General features: G+C 71.0%; 20 protein-coding genes. 12 read left to right on the forward strand and 8 right to left on the reverse strand.

Features of this window, described 5'->3' with window-relative positions:
* Positions 1-172: 172 nt before the first annotated feature.
* Together hisC and ABTU92_RS06295 are read right to left on the reverse strand one after the other, a co-directional pair.
* Entirely contained in the window at positions 173-1270 is a 1098-nt protein-coding gene (gene hisC / locus ABTU92_RS06290; protein ID WP_408088739.1) for a histidinol-phosphate transaminase, read from the reverse strand.
* A gap of 142 nt (positions 1271-1412) precedes the next feature.
* Positions 1413-2312: a chorismate mutase gene (locus ABTU92_RS06295; protein WP_408088740.1), complete on the reverse strand. Its 900-nt coding sequence runs from the start codon at positions 2310-2312 to the stop codon at positions 1413-1415.
* 251 nt (positions 2313-2563) lie between these two features.
* Between ABTU92_RS06295 and ABTU92_RS06300 the strand changes: the two genes are divergently transcribed.
* Both ABTU92_RS06300 and metW read left to right on the forward strand, forming a co-directional pair.
* Positions 2564-3763, forward strand: a complete 1200-nt coding sequence (locus ABTU92_RS06300) for a homoserine O-acetyltransferase (protein WP_408088742.1) — start codon at positions 2564-2566, stop codon at positions 3761-3763.
* 232 nt (positions 3764-3995) lie between these two features.
* Positions 3996-4625, forward strand: coding sequence for a methionine biosynthesis protein MetW (metW, locus tag ABTU92_RS06305; protein WP_408088820.1), 630 nt, complete (start codon positions 3996-3998; stop codon positions 4623-4625).
* Here metW and ABTU92_RS06310 read toward each other — a convergent pair.
* Positions 4609-5487 carry a hypothetical protein gene (locus ABTU92_RS06310; protein ID WP_408088744.1) on the reverse strand — a complete coding sequence of 293 codons (879 nt, stop codon included), beginning with the start codon at positions 5485-5487 and terminating at the stop codon, positions 4609-4611. The genes metW and ABTU92_RS06310 overlap by 17 nt on opposite strands.
* Positions 5488-5972: 485 nt before the next feature.
* Here ABTU92_RS06310 and ABTU92_RS06315 point away from each other — a divergent pair, with 485 nt between their 5' ends.
* Positions 5973-8378 carry a YadA family autotransporter adhesin gene (locus ABTU92_RS06315; RefSeq protein ID WP_408088746.1) on the forward strand — a complete coding sequence of 802 codons (2406 nt, stop codon included), beginning with the start codon at positions 5973-5975 and terminating at the stop codon, positions 8376-8378.
* Between the two features lie 28 nt (positions 8379-8406).
* Here ABTU92_RS06315 and ABTU92_RS06320 read toward each other — a convergent pair whose 3' ends face one another.
* The gene (locus ABTU92_RS06320) at positions 8407-8835 is read right to left on the reverse strand and encodes a hypothetical protein (RefSeq protein ID WP_408088748.1); all 429 of its coding nucleotides are present in this window, start codon (positions 8833-8835) and stop codon (positions 8407-8409) included.
* A 266-nt stretch (positions 8836-9101) separates the two neighbouring features.
* On the opposite strand from ABTU92_RS06320, the gene ABTU92_RS06325 reads away from it, so the two are divergent.
* The 6 genes from ABTU92_RS06325 (at position 9102) to ABTU92_RS06350 (ending at position 13300) form a co-directional block, all read left to right on the forward strand.
* Positions 9102-10472: a glutamate--cysteine ligase gene (locus ABTU92_RS06325; protein ID WP_408088750.1), complete on the forward strand. Its 1371-nt coding sequence runs from the start codon at positions 9102-9104 to the stop codon at positions 10470-10472.
* Between the two features lie 30 nt (positions 10473-10502).
* Positions 10503-10976: a Cys-tRNA(Pro) deacylase gene (gene ybaK / locus ABTU92_RS06330; protein ID WP_408088752.1), complete on the forward strand. Its 474-nt coding sequence runs from the start codon at positions 10503-10505 to the stop codon at positions 10974-10976.
* 182 nt (positions 10977-11158) lie between these two features.
* Complete coding sequence (locus ABTU92_RS06335) at positions 11159-11704, forward strand: PAN domain-containing protein (RefSeq protein ID WP_408088754.1); 546 nt, start codon at positions 11159-11161, stop codon at positions 11702-11704.
* Positions 11705-11787: 83 nt separating this feature from the next.
* On the forward strand, positions 11788-12045 hold the full coding sequence (locus tag ABTU92_RS06340) for a hypothetical protein (RefSeq protein WP_408088756.1): 258 nt from the start codon (positions 11788-11790) through the stop codon (positions 12043-12045).
* Positions 12046-12116: 71 nt separating this feature from the next.
* Positions 12117-12317, forward strand: a complete 201-nt coding sequence (locus ABTU92_RS06345; protein WP_111358013.1) for a hypothetical protein — start codon at positions 12117-12119, stop codon at positions 12315-12317.
* 350 nt (positions 12318-12667) lie between these two features.
* Positions 12668-13300 carry an NAD(P)-dependent oxidoreductase gene (locus ABTU92_RS06350; RefSeq protein WP_408088758.1) on the forward strand — a complete coding sequence of 211 codons (633 nt, stop codon included), beginning with the start codon at positions 12668-12670 and terminating at the stop codon, positions 13298-13300.
* 40 nt (positions 13301-13340) lie between these two features.
* Here ABTU92_RS06350 and tlpA read toward each other — a convergent pair whose 3' ends face one another.
* Complete coding sequence (tlpA, locus tag ABTU92_RS06355; protein ID WP_408088760.1) at positions 13341-14015, reverse strand: thiol:disulfide interchange protein TlpA; 675 nt, start codon at positions 14013-14015, stop codon at positions 13341-13343.
* A gap of 49 nt (positions 14016-14064) precedes the next feature.
* Here tlpA and argH point away from each other — a divergent pair, with 49 nt between their 5' ends.
* Positions 14065-15459: an argininosuccinate lyase gene (gene argH, locus ABTU92_RS06360; RefSeq protein WP_408088762.1), complete on the forward strand. Its 1395-nt coding sequence runs from the start codon at positions 14065-14067 to the stop codon at positions 15457-15459.
* 185 nt (positions 15460-15644) lie between these two features.
* Here argH and ABTU92_RS06365 read toward each other — a convergent pair whose 3' ends face one another.
* Entirely contained in the window at positions 15645-16019 is a 375-nt protein-coding gene (locus ABTU92_RS06365) for a hypothetical protein (RefSeq protein ID WP_408088764.1), read from the reverse strand.
* 278 nt (positions 16020-16297) lie between these two features.
* Here ABTU92_RS06365 and lptM point away from each other — a divergent pair, with 278 nt between their 5' ends.
* A complete protein-coding gene (gene lptM, locus ABTU92_RS06370; protein ID WP_408088766.1) occupies positions 16298-16552 on the forward strand; it encodes an LPS translocon maturation chaperone LptM in 255 nt (84 codons plus the stop codon).
* Positions 16553-16667: 115 nt separating this feature from the next.
* Positions 16668-17933 carry a diaminopimelate decarboxylase gene (gene lysA / locus ABTU92_RS06375; protein ID WP_408088768.1) on the forward strand — a complete coding sequence of 422 codons (1266 nt, stop codon included), beginning with the start codon at positions 16668-16670 and terminating at the stop codon, positions 17931-17933.
* A gap of 34 nt (positions 17934-17967) precedes the next feature.
* Here lysA and ABTU92_RS06380 read toward each other — a convergent pair whose 3' ends face one another.
* Positions 17968-18285 carry a HigA family addiction module antitoxin gene (locus tag ABTU92_RS06380; protein ID WP_408088770.1) on the reverse strand — a complete coding sequence of 106 codons (318 nt, stop codon included), beginning with the start codon at positions 18283-18285 and terminating at the stop codon, positions 17968-17970.
* Positions 18286-18305: 20 nt separating this feature from the next.
* Positions 18306-18590, reverse strand: a complete 285-nt coding sequence (locus ABTU92_RS06385) for a type II toxin-antitoxin system RelE/ParE family toxin (protein ID WP_408088772.1) — start codon at positions 18588-18590, stop codon at positions 18306-18308.
* Positions 18591-18616: the final 26 nt, after the last annotated feature.

The raw sequence follows: 18616 nt of genomic DNA on the forward strand, positions 1-18616 counted from the left end.
CGCGCGGGGAGAGGTCGGAGTTCGCGCCGCGGGCGCGAAGTCCGGGTGAGGGGGCGTCTCCGTATCCACGAGAGGCCCCCTCACCCGTCTCGCCGCTGCGCGGCGAGCCACCCTCTCCCCGCACGCGGGGAGAGGGAGAACTGGCGCACTGCTGTCGGCCGATGCAGCGCTGCTACCCCGCCATGAACTCGGCGAGCGCGGCGACGACGAGGCGGTTGGCCTCCTCGGTGCCGATGCTCATGCGCAGCGCGTTCGGCAGGCCGTAGCTCGCCACCGCGCGCAGCACCAGGCCGCGGCTGGTCAGGAACGCGTCGGCCGCCTGGGCGGTCTTGCCGCCCTGCGTCGGGAAATGGATCAGGAAGAAGTTGCCGACGCTCGGCGTCACGGTCAGCCCGAGCTTGGCGATCTCCTCGGAGAGCCACGGCAGCCAGCGGTCGTTATGGGCGCGCGAGCGCTCGACATGCTCGGCATCCCGCACGGCCGCGATGCCGGCCTCGATCGCCGGGGCGTTGACGTTGAACGGCCCGCGCACCCGGTTGACGGCGTCGACGATGTGGGCCGGGCCATACATCCAGCCGAGGCGCAGCGCCGCGAGCGCGTGGATCTTCGAGAAGGTCCGGCACATCACCACGTTGTCGCTCTCGGCGACGAGCTCCAGCCCGGTCGAGTAGTCGTTGCGGCTCACATACTCCGCATAGGCCGCGTCGAGGACGAGCAGGATGTCGGGGCGCAGCCCGCGATGCAGCCGCTTCACCTCGTCATAGGGGATGTAGGTGCCGGTCGGGTTGTTCGGGTTGGCGAGGAAGATCACCTTGGTGCGCGGCGTCACGGCGGCGAGGATGCCGTCGACGTCGGTCGTCAGGTTCCTCTCCGGCACCGAGACGGGCTTGGCGCCCGTCCCCATGGTGGCGATCGGGTAGACCAGGAAGCCGTATTGCGAGTGGATCGCCTCGTCGCCGTCGGCGAGATAGGCCCGCGCGATCAGGTTGAGGAGGTCGTCGGAGCCGGCGCCGCAGATGATGCGGTCCGGATCGAGCCCGTAGACGGCGCCGATCGCCTCGCGCAGCCTTGTCGACGCGCCGTCCGGATAGTCCTCGAGATGCTCGGCGACGCTCCTGTAGGCCTCGACCGCCTTCGGGCTCGGGCCGAGCGGCGACTCGTTCGAGGACAGCTTGAACACCTTGGCGACGCCGGGGGCGCCGCTCTTGCCGGGCACGTAGGCGGAAATCGACAGGACGCCGGGACGCGGCTGCGGACGAACGTTGGACATCACAAGACCTTCGGCAGAATGCACGGTTCTCTCTTCCGTCATGACCGGGCTCGTCCCGGCCATCCACGTCTTCGGTCCTGCGAGGGCGGAAAGCGCGTGGATGCCCGCATGCGCGGGCACGGCGTATCGACTGCGGCGGACGTCAGTGCCCGGTCGGGACCAGGGCGCCGTCCGCCGAGACGGTATAGCGGGTCGCGTGGCCGCCGACCATGGCCTGGGCGCGGACCGAGGCCCCCGCCCCGATCAGGGCCGCCGTCACCTCCTCGATGGTGCGGCCGGCCGGCACCGAGACCAGCAGCGCCGCCCCGTCGAAGGCGCCGTCGGGCACCGCCACAACCTCGGCGAGCATGCCGGCGGCCTGCGCGGCCTTCAGGCTCCAGCCCGACACCCGCACGCTGTACAGCCGGACCTCGGTGACCAGCGCGTCCGGATGCGGTCGGGCGACGGCGAACACCGGCAGCCCGGCCGGGTGGTCGGCGCGCTCGACGAAGGGCAGCCGGGCGATGATCTTGGGCGCGTCCGGGGCCTCCAGCGCCGTCCACCAGGCGCCGCCGGAGGGGCTCGTCGCCGGCACCAGGCCGAGGTCGCCATGGGCGCCGTCGAGCGCCCGGAACACCCCTGGCACCCCGAGATGCCCCTCGAACGGCACCGTGAAGCCGAAATGGAATCGCGCGCTGTCCCGCATCGCCGCCTCGCCGGTGGAGAGGTCGGCATGCACCCGGTACGGGGCCTGCACATAGGTGAAGGTCGCGATGATGACGCGCAGAATGCTCTCGGCCGTGTCGAGCGGCAGGATGCCGTGATGGCGCTCGACCAGGCGGCGCATCATGTCGGCCTCGCGGGCGGGCCGGAAGGCAGAGCCGGTCTCGGCCGTGCGCTTCACCTCGATCAGCCGCGCGATGATCTCGCCGCGCTCCATCAGCAGCCGGTGCATCGCCTCGTCGATGCGGTCGATCTCGGCCCGCAGCGCCGGCAGCGACACCTTCGGCGGCGCGGATGCGGCGGACGACGACGCGGGCGATGCGGGGGATCTGGCTTCCATGACGGCCTCCGGGGCGCGGGCTTGTCGCCCATCTCACGGATGTGGTTGATAATTTGCAGCCGGCGCGAACGCAAAGAAAACATTGACAGGGCGCCGCCCCGCCCTATGTAAGCCCGACCCGTGTCGCCCCTCGGGCGCCCGTGCGGCGTCGCTTGCCGGTTGTGCGAAACCCGGTTTCCGACCACCATGGGCGGTTCCACCCCCGCGATGGTCGCCCGCAGCGACACGACGAGAGGCCGGTTTCGACCGCGATGAGCACCACCCCCGCCGAGGCCGAGATCAAGACCGACAGGAAGCTCCCCGTGCTGGTGCGCGAGGCCGACCATCCGCGCTCCAAGCTCGCCGTGTTCGACCAGCGCCGGCCGCTGCAGCTCGACTGCGGCGTCGCGCTGTCGCCGTTCCAGGTCGCCTACCAGACCTACGGCACCCTCAACGACGACAGAAGCAACGCCGTCCTGGTCTGCCACGCCCTCACCGGCGACCAGCACGTCGCCAACGTCCATCCGGTGACCGGTAAGGGCGGCTGGTGGGACATCATGATCGGTCCGGGCCGGCCGATCGACACCGACCGCTACTTCGTCGTCTGCTCCAACGTGGTCGGCGGCTGCATGGGCTCGTCCGGCCCCTCTTCCACCAACCCGTTGACCAGCGAGCCCTACGGGCTCGACTTCCCGGTCATCACCATCAAGGACATGGTGCGGGCCCAGACCATGCTGCTCGACCACCTCGGCATCGACTCGCTGTTCGCCGTGGTCGGCGGCTCGATGGGCGGCATGCAGGTGCTCGAGTGGTGCGCGAGCTATCCGGAGCGCGTCTTCTCGGCGCTGCCGATCGCCACGGCGCCGCGCCACTCGGCCCAGAACATCGCCTTCCACGAGGTCGGCCGCCAGGCCGTGATGGCCGATCCGGAGTGGCGCAACGGCCGCTATTTCGTCGAGGGCACGAGCCCGCGCCGCGGCCTCTCGGTCGCCCGCATGGGCGCGCACATCACCTACCTGTCCGACACGGCGCTGCACCGCAAGTTCGGTCGCCGCTTCCAGGACCGCGACAACCCGACCTTCTCGTTCGACGCCGACTTCGAGGTGGAGAGCTATCTGCGCTACCAGGGCTCGACCTTCGTCGAGCGCTTCGACGCCAACAGCTATCTCTATCTCACCCGCGCCATGGACTATTTCGACCTCGCCGGCGACCACGGCGGGGTTCTGGCGAACGCCTTCCGGGGCACGCGGACGCGGTTCTGCGTGATCTCCTTCACGTCGGACTGGCTGTTCCCGAGCGCCGAGTCGCGCGCCGTCGTCCACGCCCTCAACGCCGGTGGTGCCCGCGTCTCGTTCGCCGAGATCGACAGCGACAAGGGCCACGACGCCTTCCTGCTCGACGAGCCGGAGCTGTTCGCCATCGTGCGCGGCTTTCTCGACGCCGCTGGCCGCGCCCGCGGCATCGTGGTCTGAGGAGATCTCCAGCGTGATCCCGCGTCCGGCAGTCAGTTCGATTGGTCATTCCGGGGCGCAGCAAAGCTGCGAACCCGGAATCCAGCGGAAAACTCTGCGTTCTCGGCTGGATTCCGGGTTCGGCGCTGCGCGCCGCCCCGGAATGACGGCCGACTTAGTCGTGCAGATTCCGTGTGAGGTGTGACGTGAGGTGCTTGCCGTGATGCTGTCCCGCGCGCCGCGCGACCTCACCATGGCCGAGACCGTCCGCGGTCCCGGCGGGGCTCGCGTCGACCTGCTGCTGGTGTCCGAGATGGTCGAGCCCGGCTCGCGCGTCCTCGACGTCGGCTGCGGCGACGGCGAGCTGTTGCGGCTCCTGGAGGCGCGTGGCGTCGACGGACGCGGCATCGAGTTGTCGCGCGAGGGCGTGAACGAGTGCGTCGCCAAGGGCCTCGCGGTGATCCAGGGCGACGCCGACACGGATCTGGCGAGCTATCCGGACGACGCCTTCGACTACGTGATCCTGTCGCAGACCCTGCAGGCGACGCGGCGGCCGCGCGACGTGATCGAGCACATGCTGCGGATCGGCCGGCACGCCATCGTGTCGTTCCCGAACTTCGGCCACTGGCGCATCCGCCTGCAGCTCCTGCTCTACGGGCGGATGCCGCGCACCGCCAACCTGCCCGAGACGTGGTACGACACGCCCAACATCCACTTCTGCACGATCAAGGACTTCAACGACATGTGCGCGCTCACCGGCGCCCGCATGGAGAAGGCCGTGGCGCTCGACCCGTGGGGCACGGCGCTGAAGATCGACGCGCCGTGGTGGTTCTGGAACCTGTTCGGCGAGCAGGCCGTGTTTCTGCTCAGCCGCAAGCCCTGACGTCGGAGCCGGCGCCCGGCGGCGATCCGACGAGCCGCCGGGTCCAGGCGAACTCCAGGCCGATCCACAGACGCAAGCGCGCGAAGCGGGCCGCGTCGATCGTCAGCCGGCCCTTGGGCTCGAAGTCGAGCCAGCCGTTCGCCGCCGCCGCGCCGAACAGCTTTCGCACATGGGTGCGCGACACGTCGAACCGCTCCGCGACCTCCGAGAGCGGCACCACCGTGGACATCCCCTGTGCCGACGTCTCGGATCGGCCGAGGACATCGAGCAGCACCGGATAGCCGCAGTGGCGATCCATGAAGCCGCGGATCTCGGGGAACTGTTGGAACAGGAGAAAGCGGCTGTTCCGATAAGCCTCGATATTGCCGCGCACGAACCCTTCGAGGACACCGTCGGTTCGGGCCCATTCGCCGGCCGGTTTCGGCCACGGCACCACCGGCTCCATGGCGGACAGGCGTGTCGCGAGATTGTCCTTCATGGTGTCGACGAGGGCCGGGGTCGGCCGCACCGGATGCGCCTGCCCGACCTCGACGCGATCGTCGACCACGATCATGCCGCCGCGCCGCAGCGCCGAGATGGCATTGCGCACTGCCGTCGCGCCGGCGAGCCCGCCGTCCGCGCAGAGCGCGACGAGCCGGCTCGCATTGGCGCTCTCAGGCGCGATCATGTCCAGATAGAGCACCAGCAACGCGACCGCGAACGTGATCGTGTCGACGACGCCAGTGAGCCGCGTGAAGCCGACCGAATGGAAGCTGGCGAGGCCGATGCAGAAGGCCCGCATCGCCGGATCGAACTGCGGATGGGCGCCGTAGGTCTCCGCCTCGCGGAGCAGCGCGACGTGATCAGGGGAGGACGTGATCATGAGCCGAGCGGGACCGTCACCTGATCAGATCGGCCGGCCCGTCGGCGCCGGGCCGTCGGCTGGTTCGGTCGCCCCGAGCGACACTCCAGGCGACACCGTGGTGGTTTGTTCCGTTGATGCCCGCATGCCGCCGAGTACCCTGGGTTACGCAGACCAGGATTAAACGCCATCGGGTAGGGCGATTCAACCCTCCGGGCGGGATCAGGGCGTGCGCACCGGTCGTGACAGGCTGGCGCGTCGACGCTGGCGTATGCGTAGGCGTCAGTGGGCGTGAGGGGGGCGTCTGCAGACCGCGGCGACGGGCACGCCGGGGGGCGGCTGCAGGCTGGGACGACGACATTCGGAACGGGGGGGCGCCGATGACCATCTCGCGCGACGATGACGCATGTCCGCAATTCGGAGCCATGGGGAGCGGCGTCACCGGCCCCACGACCCGGCGCCGGCAGCCGGGGGGACGGAGGCGGGGCGCGGTCCTTCTAGGGGGCGTGGCCCTCGGCGTGATGGCCGGCGTCCTGGCGCCGGACGCTGCCCACGCCCAGTTCGTCTGCAACCAGAACGGAACGGCCGGTCTCGGCGACGGCGGCAGCACCGCCGTCACCGGCACCGACGTGGCTTGCGGGACCAACAACACGGCGAACGGCGGCGGCGCGGTCGCGTTCGGCAACACCAGCCAAGCCAGCGGCCCCGGTGCCCTCGCGGTCGGGACAGCTGCTACGGCGACCGGCCGAGCCAGCTCGGCTTTCGGCAACTCCGCCAACGCGACCGCGATATTTGCAACCGCCGTCGGCTCCAACAGCACGGCGTCGGGTGGCTCCAGCGCGGCGGTCGGCATCCTCAGTCGGGCGACCGGCGACGATGCTGCGGCGTTCGGCAGCAGAGCCGAGGCGAGCGGCCTGTCCAGCACGGCCGTCGGCACCAGCAGCAAGGCGACCGGCGACAATGCCGCCGCATACGGCAATAATGCCCGGGCGACTGGGCAAGCCAGTGCTGCCTACGGCGTCGGTAGCCAGGCCACCGGCCTGAACGCTTCGGCCTACGGCGCAAGCAGCGAGGCATCGGGGGTATCGAGCGCGGCCTTCGGCATTGTCAGCAAGGCGACCGGCGACAATGCCGCCGCGTACGGCAACAATGCCCAGGCGGCCGGCCTGTCCAGCACGGCCGTCGGGGCCGGCAGCGTCGCGAGTGGCGACAGTGCCACGGCGGTCGGCGTCAACGCGTCAGCGACGGGAATTGGCGCCGTGGCATTCGGCAACAGCGCTCAGGCGACCGGCCCCGTGGCGGTGGCGGTGGGCACCCTCGCCCAGGCCGGCGGAGATGGTGCCGTTGCGATCGGAAACCAAGCAAATGCGGGAGGCTTCGAGAGCAGCGCGATCGGCGTGGCGGCCAGAGCGTCGGGCAGAACCAGCTCGGCCTATGGCACCGGCAGCCAGGCGACCGGGGACAACAGTTCGGCCTATGGCGTCAGCAGCCAGGCGACCGGCCTGAACGCTTCGGCTTACGGCATCAGCAGCCAGGCGACCGGCCTGAACGCATCGGCCTTCGGTGCCGGCAGCACGGCGTCGGGCGCGTCGAGCGCCGCCTTTGGCATCGTCAGCAAGGCGACCGGCGACAATGCCGCCGCATACGGCAACAATGCCCAGGCGACCGGCCTGTCCAGCGCGGCCGTCGGCACCGGGAGCGTCGCCAGCGGCAGCAACGCCGCCGCATTCGGCGTCAACGCCACGGCAGCGGGATCCAGCGCAGCGGCCTTCGGTGCCGGCAGCACGGCGACGGGCTCCAGCAGCGCGGCCTATGGCGACAGCAGCGTCGCTGCCGGCAATCACAGCACGGCGACGGGCGCCAATGCGCGGGCCCTCGCCGAAAGCTCGATCGCCATCGGTGGCGCCGCCGCGCCCGGCCCCGGCGGTGCGGCGTTCGTCGCTTCGACCGCGACCCGCGGCATCGCGATCGGCGCCCGGGCGCAGGTCGGCGCCGGCGCCGTCGACGCCGTCGCAGTCGGTGTCGCCAGCACGGCGTCGGGCGTGTCCAGCTCGGCCTACGGCACGAGCAGCCGGGCGAGCGGGGTCCAGAGCGCGGCCTTCGGCGCCGGCAGCACGGCGAGCGGTGACGCGAGTCTGGCGATGGGCGCCGGCGCGCTTGCCGACGGCACCGGCGGGCTGGCGCTCGGCCACCTCGCGCAGGCGAACGGCACCAACGCGATCGCCATCGGCACGAACGCGATCTCGGCCGCGAACGCCGTGGTGATCGGCCCCAATGCCAGCGACAACGGCTTCGCGAATGCCGTGGTGCTCGGCGCCGGCGCGCAGGTGACCGCGGTCGGCAACACCGCGATCGGCAACGGCGCGATCGCCACCGGCGCCAACGCCGTCGCGTTCGGCGAGGCGAGTGTCGCCATGGCCGCCGGTGCGACCGCGATCGGGCGCGGCGCGACCGTCGCGGCGGGTGCGACCAACGCGGTGGCGATCGGCCAGGGATCCCTCGCGAGCGCCCCCAACACGGTGTCGTTCGGATCGCCCGGCGGCGAGCGACGCCTGACTAATGTGGCGGCCGGCATCGCGGCGACCGATGCCGCCACGGTCGGTCAGCTGAGCAGCGTCAGCGCCGGCTTCCAGTCGCAGATCGCGGGGCTGCAGACCGAGGTGACCGCCACCCGGCGCGAGGCGCGGGCCGGCGCCGCCCTGGCGCTCGCGGCGACCGGCTTGCAGTACGATCCCCGGCCCGGCAGGGCGTCGCTCGCCGCCGCGTTCGGCCACTACAAGGACCAGGCGGGCCTGGCGGTCGGCATCGGCTACGCGGTGAGCGACCGGTTGCGCATCAACGCCGCCTTCACGGGCGCGCCCGATGTGAGCGACTACGGCGTCGTCGCCGGCGCTTCCTTTACGCTGAACTGACTGGCCGAGGCCCGGACGCCGTCGACCGCTACTGCGTCCGCGTCGGCGGTCGGCCCGTCGTCCGCGGCGGCGCTGCCGGCGCGGCGGCCGGGGCGGCACCGGGGGGCGGCGGCTCGATCGGGCCGCAGTTCTTGTCGACCGCGGTCTGGCGCAGCATCTTCTGCTCGGCGCGCGCCTGGGCGAGGTCGGCCGAGTAGGCGGCCGAGCCGACCACCTGTCCGCCCGGCTCCTGGTTGGCGCGGGCGATCAGGTCGGTAAGCTGCTTCTCGCGGCCGATCGCCGTGGAGAGGCGGGCGGGCAGATCCTCGCAGCGCAAATAATCGTACTTGCCGGGCGCCGCGTAGAGGATGCCGAGATCGAGATTCTGGGCGCAGCCGCCGAGCAGCGGCACGGCCCCGACCGCGGCCACGCGCAGCACCGCGGCCACGCGCAGCACCGCCGCGCGGCGGTCCGCCACCGACCGAGTTGACCAGGACCGATCCTGTCTCGCAAGCGCCACGTCGGTTCGCCGCTCCGCTGTCGCCGCTCCGTTGCGGCCAGGTTCGTCTAGCACAAGTTTGGGGCGGGAAAAATTCTCGACCGGAAATGCGGTTACCCGGCCGGCATACCGCCGCGGCGGCGCCCCGGGCCGTGCCGCAAGCCGGAAAAAGGGAGCAGGTCCGGCACGTTGCTCTTTCGCCCCGGGTGTGTAAGGTCGCCGCGCCAACCCCACCGGACCGCTCCATGGCTCGTGACGTGATCGATATGACGCCGCTCCAGTCGCGCGACGACCTCGTCGCGTGGTTCGCGGCCGGCGAGAAGCCGAAGGACAAGTTCCGGATCGGCACCGAGCACGAGAAGTTCCCCTTCACCATCGCCCGCCACGAGCCGCTGCCCTACGAGGGGCCGCGCGGCATTCGTGCCCTGCTCGAGGGCATGCAGATGATCCTCGGCTGGGAGCCGATCATGGAGGGCGAGCACATCATCGGGCTCGTCGACGTGACCCAGGGCGGCGCCATCTCGCTCGAGCCGGGCGGCCAGTTCGAGCTCTCCGGCGCCCCCGAGCCGACCATCCACCAGACCTGCTCGGAGCTGCAGGCCCATCTCGCCCAGCTGCGCGAGGTGGCGGCGCCGCTCGGCATCGGCTTTCTCGGGCTCGGCATGGCGCCGACCTGGACCCGCACCGAGATCGCCGTGATGCCGAAGGGCCGCTACCGCATCATGACGAGCTACATGCCGAAGGTCGGCAGGCTCGGCCTCGACATGATGTACCGGACGTGCACGGTGCAGACCAATCTCGACTTCGCGTCGGAAGCCGACATGGTCAAGAAGCTGCGCGTCTCGCTGGCGCTGCAGCCGGTCGCCACCGCGCTGTTCGCCAACTCGCCCTTCACCGAAGGCAAGCCGAACGGCTTCCTGTCGTTCCGCTCGGAGATCTGGCGCGACACCGACGCCGACCGCTCCGGCATGCTGCCCTGGGCGTTCGAGCCCGGCATGGGCTACGAGCGCTGGGTCGACTACGCGCTCGACGTGCCGATGTATTTCGTCAAGCGCGGCGACCGCTACATCGACGTCGCCGGGCAGTCCTTCCGGGATCTCCTGGCGGGGAGGCTCGACGCGCTGCCGGGCGAGCGCGCGACGCTCTCCGACTGGGCCAACCACATCTCGACCATCTTCCCGGAGGTCCGCCTCAAGCGCTACCTGGAGATGCGCGGCTCCGACGCGGTGCCGTGGCGCAGCCTGCCGGCGCTGCCGGCCTTCTGGGTCGGCCTCCTCTACGACGACGCCAATCTCGACGCCTGTTGGGAGATCGTGAAGGGCTGGACCGCGGAGGAGCGGCAGAGCCTGCGGGACCAGGTGCCGCGCCTCGGCTTCGAGGCGACGATCGCCGGCCGCACCATCCTGGAGCTGGCGCGCGAGACCGTCGCGCTCGCCCGCGCCGGCTTGGCGCGGCGCGAGAAGCAGGACTGGATGGGCCGCGACGAGACGCGCTTCCTCGCGCCGCTCGAGGACATCGTCGAGCGCGGCCGCACGCCGGCCGAGGAGCTGCTGGAGAAGTTCCACGGCGCCTGGGGCGGCTCGGTCGACCCGGTGTTCAACGAATACGCCTACTGATCGGACACGGCTCGGACGGGAACCACCGCCATGGCGAAGGGAACGCCGGCCGTCCAGGCGCTGCAGAAGGCCGGAATAGGCTTCTCGCTGCACGAGTACGACTACGATCCCGACGCCCCGCGCATCGGCCTGCAGGCGGCCGAGGCGCTCGGCTTCGCGCCCGCCCGCGTGCTCAAGACCCTGATGGCGCGCGCCGACCGCGAGCCGGTCTGCGTCGTGCTGCCGTCCGACCGCGAGGTGTCGCTGAAGAAGCTCGCGGCCGCGGCCGGCGCCAAGCACGCCGAGATGCTGCCGCCGGCCGAGGCCGAGCGCATCACCGGCTATCATGTCGGCGGAATCTCGCCCTTCGGCCAGAGGAAACGGGTGCGGGTCTTCGTAGAGCAGGAGGCGACCGCGCACGCGACCGTCGTGCTCAACGGCGGACGGCGCGGCCTTCAGGTGGAGCTCGAGCCCGCCGATCTGATCGGCCTGCTCGGCGCCACCGTGGCGCCGCTCGCCGTCTAGGCGGCTCGCGGCAGGCCCGGTCGCGCCTGTTCGGAGGTGGGATTTTGCGATAGATCTCGCCGACCATGGTCCGGTCCACGGGCGGTCCTCGAACGAGACGACCCACGATGACGGGAGGCACAGTGTCGGTCGAGTCCCGCCTCCCCGCTCCGGTGTCCCTGCTGCTTCGCCTCGCTCTCCTCGTGACCGTCCGTCTCGTGACCGTCGTCGTGATGACCGTCGTCGTCGCCCTGCCGGCGGGATGGAGCGCGGCGCGCGCCCAGGTCGGCTTCGACCGCGGCGGCGCGGCCTACACGACGTTTCCGGTGCGCAGCGCCGATCCGGCCGCCTGCGCGTCGCGCTGCGAGCGCGACGCCCGCTGCCGAGCCTGGAGCTTCGCCTACCCGACCGCGGAGGGCGGCGCGGTGTGCCGCCTCAAGGCCCAGGTGGAGGCCGCCAAGGCCGATCCGTGCTGCGCCTCCGGCGTCAAGGGCGCCGGCGTCACCGAGACCAACGACGGCGGCGGCGAGATCGGCATCGACCGCGCCGGCGGCGACTACCAGACGCTCGATCTCGCGGCCGAGGCGACCTGGCAGGTCTGCAAGGCCGCCTGCGAAGGCGAGAGCCGCTGCCGCGCCTGGACGTTCCTGCGCGCCGGCTATGTCGGCCCGACGCCGCGCTGCTACCTCAAGACCCGCATTCCGGCGCCGCGCAAGCGCCCGTGCTGCGTCTCGGGCGTGGTGAAATAGCGGGGCGGCCCCGCGATCTTCGCACGCCTGGTGAGGGTTCGTTAACGCGGCGGGGCCTAGGATTCCCGCCGAGGAGCGGACCGATGGGAATCGTCTCGTCCCGGTTCAACTGGGTGTCGACGCCGACCGCCTACGGGCAGGTGACCAACTGGCGCGCCAAGCAGAAGGCGTTCAACAACAACGTCGCAGCGAACCTCGCGGCGTTCAGCTACTCGTTCGCCGACACGGCGACGACGCTCGGCTCCGGCATGGGCGAGATCGCGGCGAAGCGCGCGGCGGTGCGGGTGCAGTCGGAGCTGCAGGCCAAGATCGCCAAGACCCAGCTCGACATGAAGGCCTGAAGGCGGCGCGCTCATGAATCCGGCGCTCCGGCCTCGACGCCGACGCCGAGCAACGAAAAGGCAGGGACGCGATGAACACCACGGCAGTCGCAGGCGCGGCCGTCGGCGCACAGGCCGGCGAGACGCAGATCGCCATGACGGCGAAGATGATGAAGGTCAACGCCCAGCAGGAGAAGGACATCGCCGACATGGTGCAGGCCGCCGCCGACAACGGCCAGCGCCTCGCCAATGTGGCGGCCGGCGTCGGCCGCGCGCTCGACATCTCCGTTTAAGTCCCGGCCGAGCCTTTCCGGAGCCGCCCCGCCGACCTCGGCCGCGCCCACGAACGCGGCGGCCCGGATGCGGCCGCGCGCCTGATCCCTTTCGAGACATGCGTTTACGACGTCCCGCGGAGTTCGCGCGGGACGCGCGGCACGATCGTGGTCCCGTCCCGCGATCTGTGCGATAGGAGAACCCGAAACGGGTGACGGGCCTCCGGCCTTCGCGGTCTCGGCCCGGGGTCGGGCCGGCGTTCGCCGGCATTCGCGCCGCGGTGTGATCCGACCGCCCTCCCCGTTCGTTCGCCGATGTCGACTCATTCGACGCCCGGCCCGGTCCGTCGCGTCCAAAAGGGAATTTTAGGATGGCTCGTGTCCTGATCGTCGGTGCCTCGAAGGGCATCGGCTTCGAAACCACGCTTCAGGCGCTCGCCGCCGGCCACCAGGTTCGGGCCTTCGCCCGTTCGGCCCCGCGGATCAAGGCCGATCCGCGTCTCGAGATCGTCAAGGGCAACGCCCTCAAGGCCGCGGACCTCGAGGCGGCCGTCGAGGGCGTCGACGTGGTGATCCAGACTCTCGGCATCGGGTTCTCCGACATGATCGGCCCGGTGCGGCTGTTCTCCGACTCGACCCGGCATCTCGTCGCCGCCATGCAGAAGCACGGGGTGCGCCGGCTGATCGCCGTCACCGGCTTCGGGGCGGGCGACAGCCGCAGCAGCATCAACCTGCTCCAGTACGGCCCGTTCGTGCTGGTCTTCGGCCGCGCCTACGACGACAAGAGCCGGCAGGAGAAGCTGATCAAGGAGAGCGGGCTCGACTGGACGATCGCCCGCCCCGGGGTGCTGACCAACGGCCACAAGACGCGCGAGTATCGCGTCCTGGTCGACAAGAAGGATTGGCGCAACGGGCTCGTCTCGCGCGAGGACGTCGCCGACTTCCTGGTCCGCGAGATCGACGACCGCAGCCTGATCGGCAAGGCGCCCGTGCTGATCTACTGATCGGCCCGGTCGCGGCAGCGCGGCGGCCTCGCCTTGCTCCTCACCGCGCCAGCGCGGCCTTCACCAGAGCCAGCGCGTCCGGGCTCGCCCATTCGGCGGGTCCGGCGAGCGTCGCCACCGTGCAGCCCGCCGGATCGACCAGCACGGTCGCCGGCAGGCCGAAGGCGCCGATCTCGCGCAGGATCTTGCCGCTCGGATCGGCGTAGTAGGCGAGACCGTCGATCCCGACCTCCTTCAGCCAGGCGCGCGGCTTGTCGGGGTTGCGCGTGTCGACGTTGACGGCGACCACCTCGAACCGCTCGCTTCCGGCCTGACGCTGGAGCGCGTCGAGCGCCGGCATCTCCTTGCGGCAGGGCACGCACCAGGTCGCCCACAGGTTGAGGAGCACGGTGCGCCCCCGCCAATCGGCGAGCGTCCTCGCCGCCCCCGTCCCGTCCGTGAAGGCGAGGTGCTGCAGGGTCCGCGGCGTGTCGGCGACCGCCACGGCCGCGACCTCCCCCTTGGCGAGCGGCGCGAGGCGTTTCGCGAGATCGAGCGCCGGGCCGCAGGCCGCGGCCTGCGGATTGCGCCCCAAACCCGACAGGCCGTATACCGCCCCGGCACCGACCGCCACGGCGGCGCCGAGCGCGAGGGCGACGAGCATCGTCCGCCGCGGCCGGCGCGGCGCGGCGGCGGCCGCGGGCTCGGGCGGGGTCGTCACGGGATCATCGGCCATGGGCGAACACTGCTTCGGACTGTCGGGTCGGACACTTCAGGGACGCGGAATGAGCAACAAGATGTGGGGTGGCCGGTTCGAAAGCGAGCCCGCCGCGATCATGGCCGAGATCAACGCCTCGATCGACTTCGACCGCGCGCTGTACCGGCAGGACATCGCCGCGAGCAAGGCGCATGCGGGGATGCTCGCAGATCAGGGCATCATTTCGGCGGCCGACGCGGCGGCCATCGCCACGGGGCTCGACGCCGTGCTGGCCGAGATCGAGGCCGGCACGTTCGAATTCTCCCGCGCCCTCGAAGACATCCACATGAACGTCGAGTCGCGGCTCAAGGCGCTGATCGGCGAGCCGGCCGGCCGCCTGCACACCGCGCGCTCGCGCAACGACCAGGTGGCGACCGACTTCAAGCTGTGGGTCCGCGACACCGTGGACGGCATCGACGCGCTGCTCGCCGACTACCAGCGGGCGCTCGCCGAGACGGCGCTGGCGCATGCCGACACGGTGATGCCGGGCTTCACCCATCTGCAGACGGCCCAGCCGGTGACGTTCGGCCACCATCTGCTCGCCTATGTCGAGATGGCCGGGCGCGACCGCGGCCGCTTCGCCGACGCGCGCGCCCGGCTCAACGAATGCCCGCTCGGCTCGGCCGCGTTGGCCGGCACGTCGTTCCCGCTCGACCGTCACAAGACCGCCGCGGCGCTCGGTTTCTCGCGCCCGACCGCGAATTCCCTGGATGCCGTCTCGGATCGCGACTTCGTGCTGGAGACGCTCGCGGCCGCGGCGATCACGTCCGTGCATCTGTCGCGCTTCGCCGAGGAGATCGTGATCTGGACGTCGCCTCTGGTGGGCTTCCTGAAGCTCACCGACGCCTTCACGACCGGCTCGTCGATCATGCCGCAGAAGCGCAATCCGGACGCCGCCGAGCTGGTGCGGGCCAAGACCGGCCGCGTCTGCGGCGATCTCGCCGCGCTCCTGATGGTGATGAAGGGGCTGCCGCTCGCCTACCAAAAGGACATGCAGGAGGACAAGGAAGGCGCCATGGACGCCTTCGCGGCGCTCGAGCTGTCGCTCGTCGCGATGGCCGGCATGGTGCGCGACATGACGCCCGACACGGCCCGCATGCGAGCCGCCGCCGGCAGCGGCTACGCCACCGCGACCGATCTGGCCGACTGGCTGGTGCGGGTGCTGGGCATGCCGTTCCGCGACGCCCACCACGTCACCGGCCGCATCGTGCAGGCGGCCGAGAAGGCCGGCGTCGACATCGCCGAGCTGCCGCTCGCGACCATGCAGAGCGTCGAGCCGCGCATCACGGCGGCGGTGTTCGACGTGCTGACCGTCGACAGCGCAGTGAGGAGCCGCGCCAGCTACGGCGGCACGGCGCCCGACAACGTCCGCGCCCAGGCCGAGGCCTGGCTGACCCGGCTCGCGGCCGAAGCCGCGCGATGACGGCGGACCGTCGACCGTCGCGGTGACCGCGACACGTCGCTCGTCCCAAAACGCCCGGTCCTGAAAACGCCGAGGCCGGCGCCCGGATCGCTCCGGGGCCGGCCTCGCGTCGGCTGCCGTGATCGCGGACCGCACCGGCGGCGGACGCCCGCCGAGGGCGTCGCGCCATTTGCCGATCAGCGCGATCAGTTCCCGCCGATATTGCCCTTCGGGCCCGGGTTCGGGACGTTGCTCGGCGCGTTGGAGCCACGGGCACCGAGATTCTCGGCCGGCACACCGCTCGAGGTCGGCGGCATCGCGCTCGGGCGCTGCGAATCGCCGAGCGCATTGGCGCCGCCCGCCCCGGTGGTGCCCATCGGCGCCCGCGGAGCCATCCCGGGCTGGCCGACGCCGCCGGTCGAGCCGCTGGTGCCGATATTGCCCTTCGGCGGGGCGTTGTTCGGCGTCTCGGTGCCGGTCGGAGCGGCCGGATTGCCGGTCTGGGCAAACGCCGGCATCGCGAGGGCAGTGACGCCCAGGGCCAGCACCCCGGCGCGGAACAGCTTGGTGGTCGACGGCATTCAGTTGCCTCCTCAAGGGCTTATAGGGGTCGAATCGATCGCGCTGGGACAACCGCAGGCCGCCGATGCGGTTCCGCCCCGATGTGCGGTGGGGAACGCTGATGCACGGATCACACGGTCGCTGCGAAAATCACACCGTGCTCCCGAAAAGGTCCGAATTTCGCGTACCGATGCTGTAGGGTCGGCGCTCGTGACCGGCATCCGCCGGCGCGCGGGACAGTCCGCGCGGACAGGATGGCTCGTCGCACGGAGTGGGTTCGATGGGGGGCGACAGGCTCGTGAGCCGTACGCGCGTGATCAGGGTTCTGACGATCGTGGCCTTGGCCGGGGCACTCGGCCTTGCCGGCTGCGGCCGCAAGAGCGCGCTCGACCCACCGCCCTCCGCCCAGGCCGTCCCGGCGCCCACCGCCGAGCAGCAGCAGGGATGGCGGTCGCCGTCCGGTCTGTTGCCGGACATGACGCCGCAGCAGCAGCAAATGACGCTGCCGCCGGCGAAGGATCGGCGCTTCCCGCTCGACCCGCTTCTCAACTGAGCCACTTTGGCCTAAACGCTGCCCCTGCGCCTGCACGTCGCGACACCCGCTCCGGCCCGCCGGAGCGGCGCGGCGACATCATGCTGCGCCGACCCCGCTCCCGTCCGAGGCGCCCATGCATCATTTCCAGTATCGCGACGGCGTGCTGCACGCCGAGGCGGTCGATCTCGTCCGCATCGCCGAGGCGGTCGGAACGCCGTTCTACTGCTACGCGACCGCCACCCTGACCCGGCACTACCGGGTGTTCGCCGAGGCCTTCGCCGACGTGCCGGCGACCATCTGCTACGCCATGAAGGCGAACTCCAACCAGGCCGTGATCCGCACGCTCGCCGCCCTCGGCGCCGGTGCCGACGTGGTCTCGGGCGGCGAACTGAAGCGCGCGCTGGCGGCCGGCATCCCGCCGGAGAAGATCATGTTCTCGGGCGTCGGCAAGACCGCGGACGAGCTCGCGCTCGCGGTCGACACCGGCATCCTGTGCGTCAATGTCGAGTCCGAGCCCGAGCTGGAGCTCTTGTCCGCGATCGCCGCCGCGAAGGGCAAGCGAGCCGGCATCTCGCTGCGCGTCAACCCGGACGTCGATGCCGGCACCCACGAGAAGATCTCGACCGGCAAGGCCGAGAACAAGTTCGGCATCCCGATTTCTCGCGCCCGCGACGTCTACGCCCGCGCCGCCGCCCTCCCCGGCGTGAAGGTCGAGGGCGTCGACATGCATATCGGCAGCCAGATCACGGCGCTCGGGCCGTTCCGCGACGCCTTCGCGCTGCTCGCCGACTTCGTCCGCGCGCTGCGCGCCGACGGCCACGCCATCACGCATATCGACTTCGGCGGCGGGCTCGGCATTCCCTACGACGAGAGCGACGACGAGCCGCCGCATCCGGAGGCCTATGCGGCCGTGGTCAAGGAGGCGACCCGCGACCTCGGCTGCCGGCTGCTGTTCGAGCCGGGCCGGCTGCTGGTCGGCAATGCCGGCATCCTGGTGACCCGGGTGATCTACGTGAAGCGCGGCGAGGCGAAGACCTTCGTGATCGTCGACGCCGCCATGAACGACCTGGTGCGGCCGACCCTCTACGACGCCTTCCACGCGCTCCGCCCGGTCGTCGCGCCGACGCCGGAGACGCCGCGGATCGTCGCCGACGTGGTCGGCCCGGTGTGCGAGTCCGGCGACTTCCTGGCGCTCGACCGCGAGATGCCGGCGCCGCAGCCGGGCGACCTGATCGCCGTGATGTCGGCCGGCGCCTACGGGGCCGTGCAGGCCGGCACCTACAACACCCGTCCGCTCGTCCCGGAGGTGCTGGTGAACGGATCGGATTGGGCCGTGGTGCGCCCACGTCCGTCGATCGCGGAGATCATCGCGCTGGACCGGGTGCCGGGGTGGTTGTGACGTCGAACGGAAACGTTCTCACAGCGGACATGCGTCACTTCGCTGAGGCCCCGCCGGACAGCTTCGTGCGATCGGCGAGCGTCGGCATTCCGCCGAGTCGATCGCCGATCTCGCGCCTGGCCAGACGCAGCTCGTAGAGCGCCTGCAGATTGAGCCAGAACTCCGGACTGGTGCCGAACCAGTGGCCGAGCCGCAGCGCCGTATCGGCCGTGATTCCGCGCTGGCCGTTGATGATTCCGATGATGCGGTTCACCGGCACGTCGAGCTGACGCGCCAGCTCCGCAGCCGAGACCCCGAGTTCGGACAGCTCTTCGGCGAGATGCTCGCCCGGGTGGATGGCGGTGCGTGCCATTGAGCCTCCTGTCGAGCCTCCTAATGATAGTCGACGATCTCGACGTCGATCGGGCCGGGCGATCCCTCCGGCCACGCGAAGCAGATGCGCCACTGATCGTTGATCCGGATGCTGTACTGACCTTTTCGGTCGCCCTTCAGGGCTTCGAGCCGGTTGCCCGGAAGGGCCGCGAGATCGCTCAGCGCTGCCGCGGCGTCCAGGCGGTCCAGCCTGATCTCGGCCTGTCGGGCAAATCCCGAAAACTGCTTCACACGCACGCCCTCGGCGAACCGTCTGGTCCGCTCGTCGCGGTAGCTGACGATCATGACCGTACACCGGAATTACACTTTAC

The organism is Rhodoplanes sp. SY1, from assembly GCF_046000175.1.
Taxonomy (GTDB): Bacteria; Pseudomonadota; Alphaproteobacteria; order Rhizobiales; family Xanthobacteraceae; genus Rhodoplanes.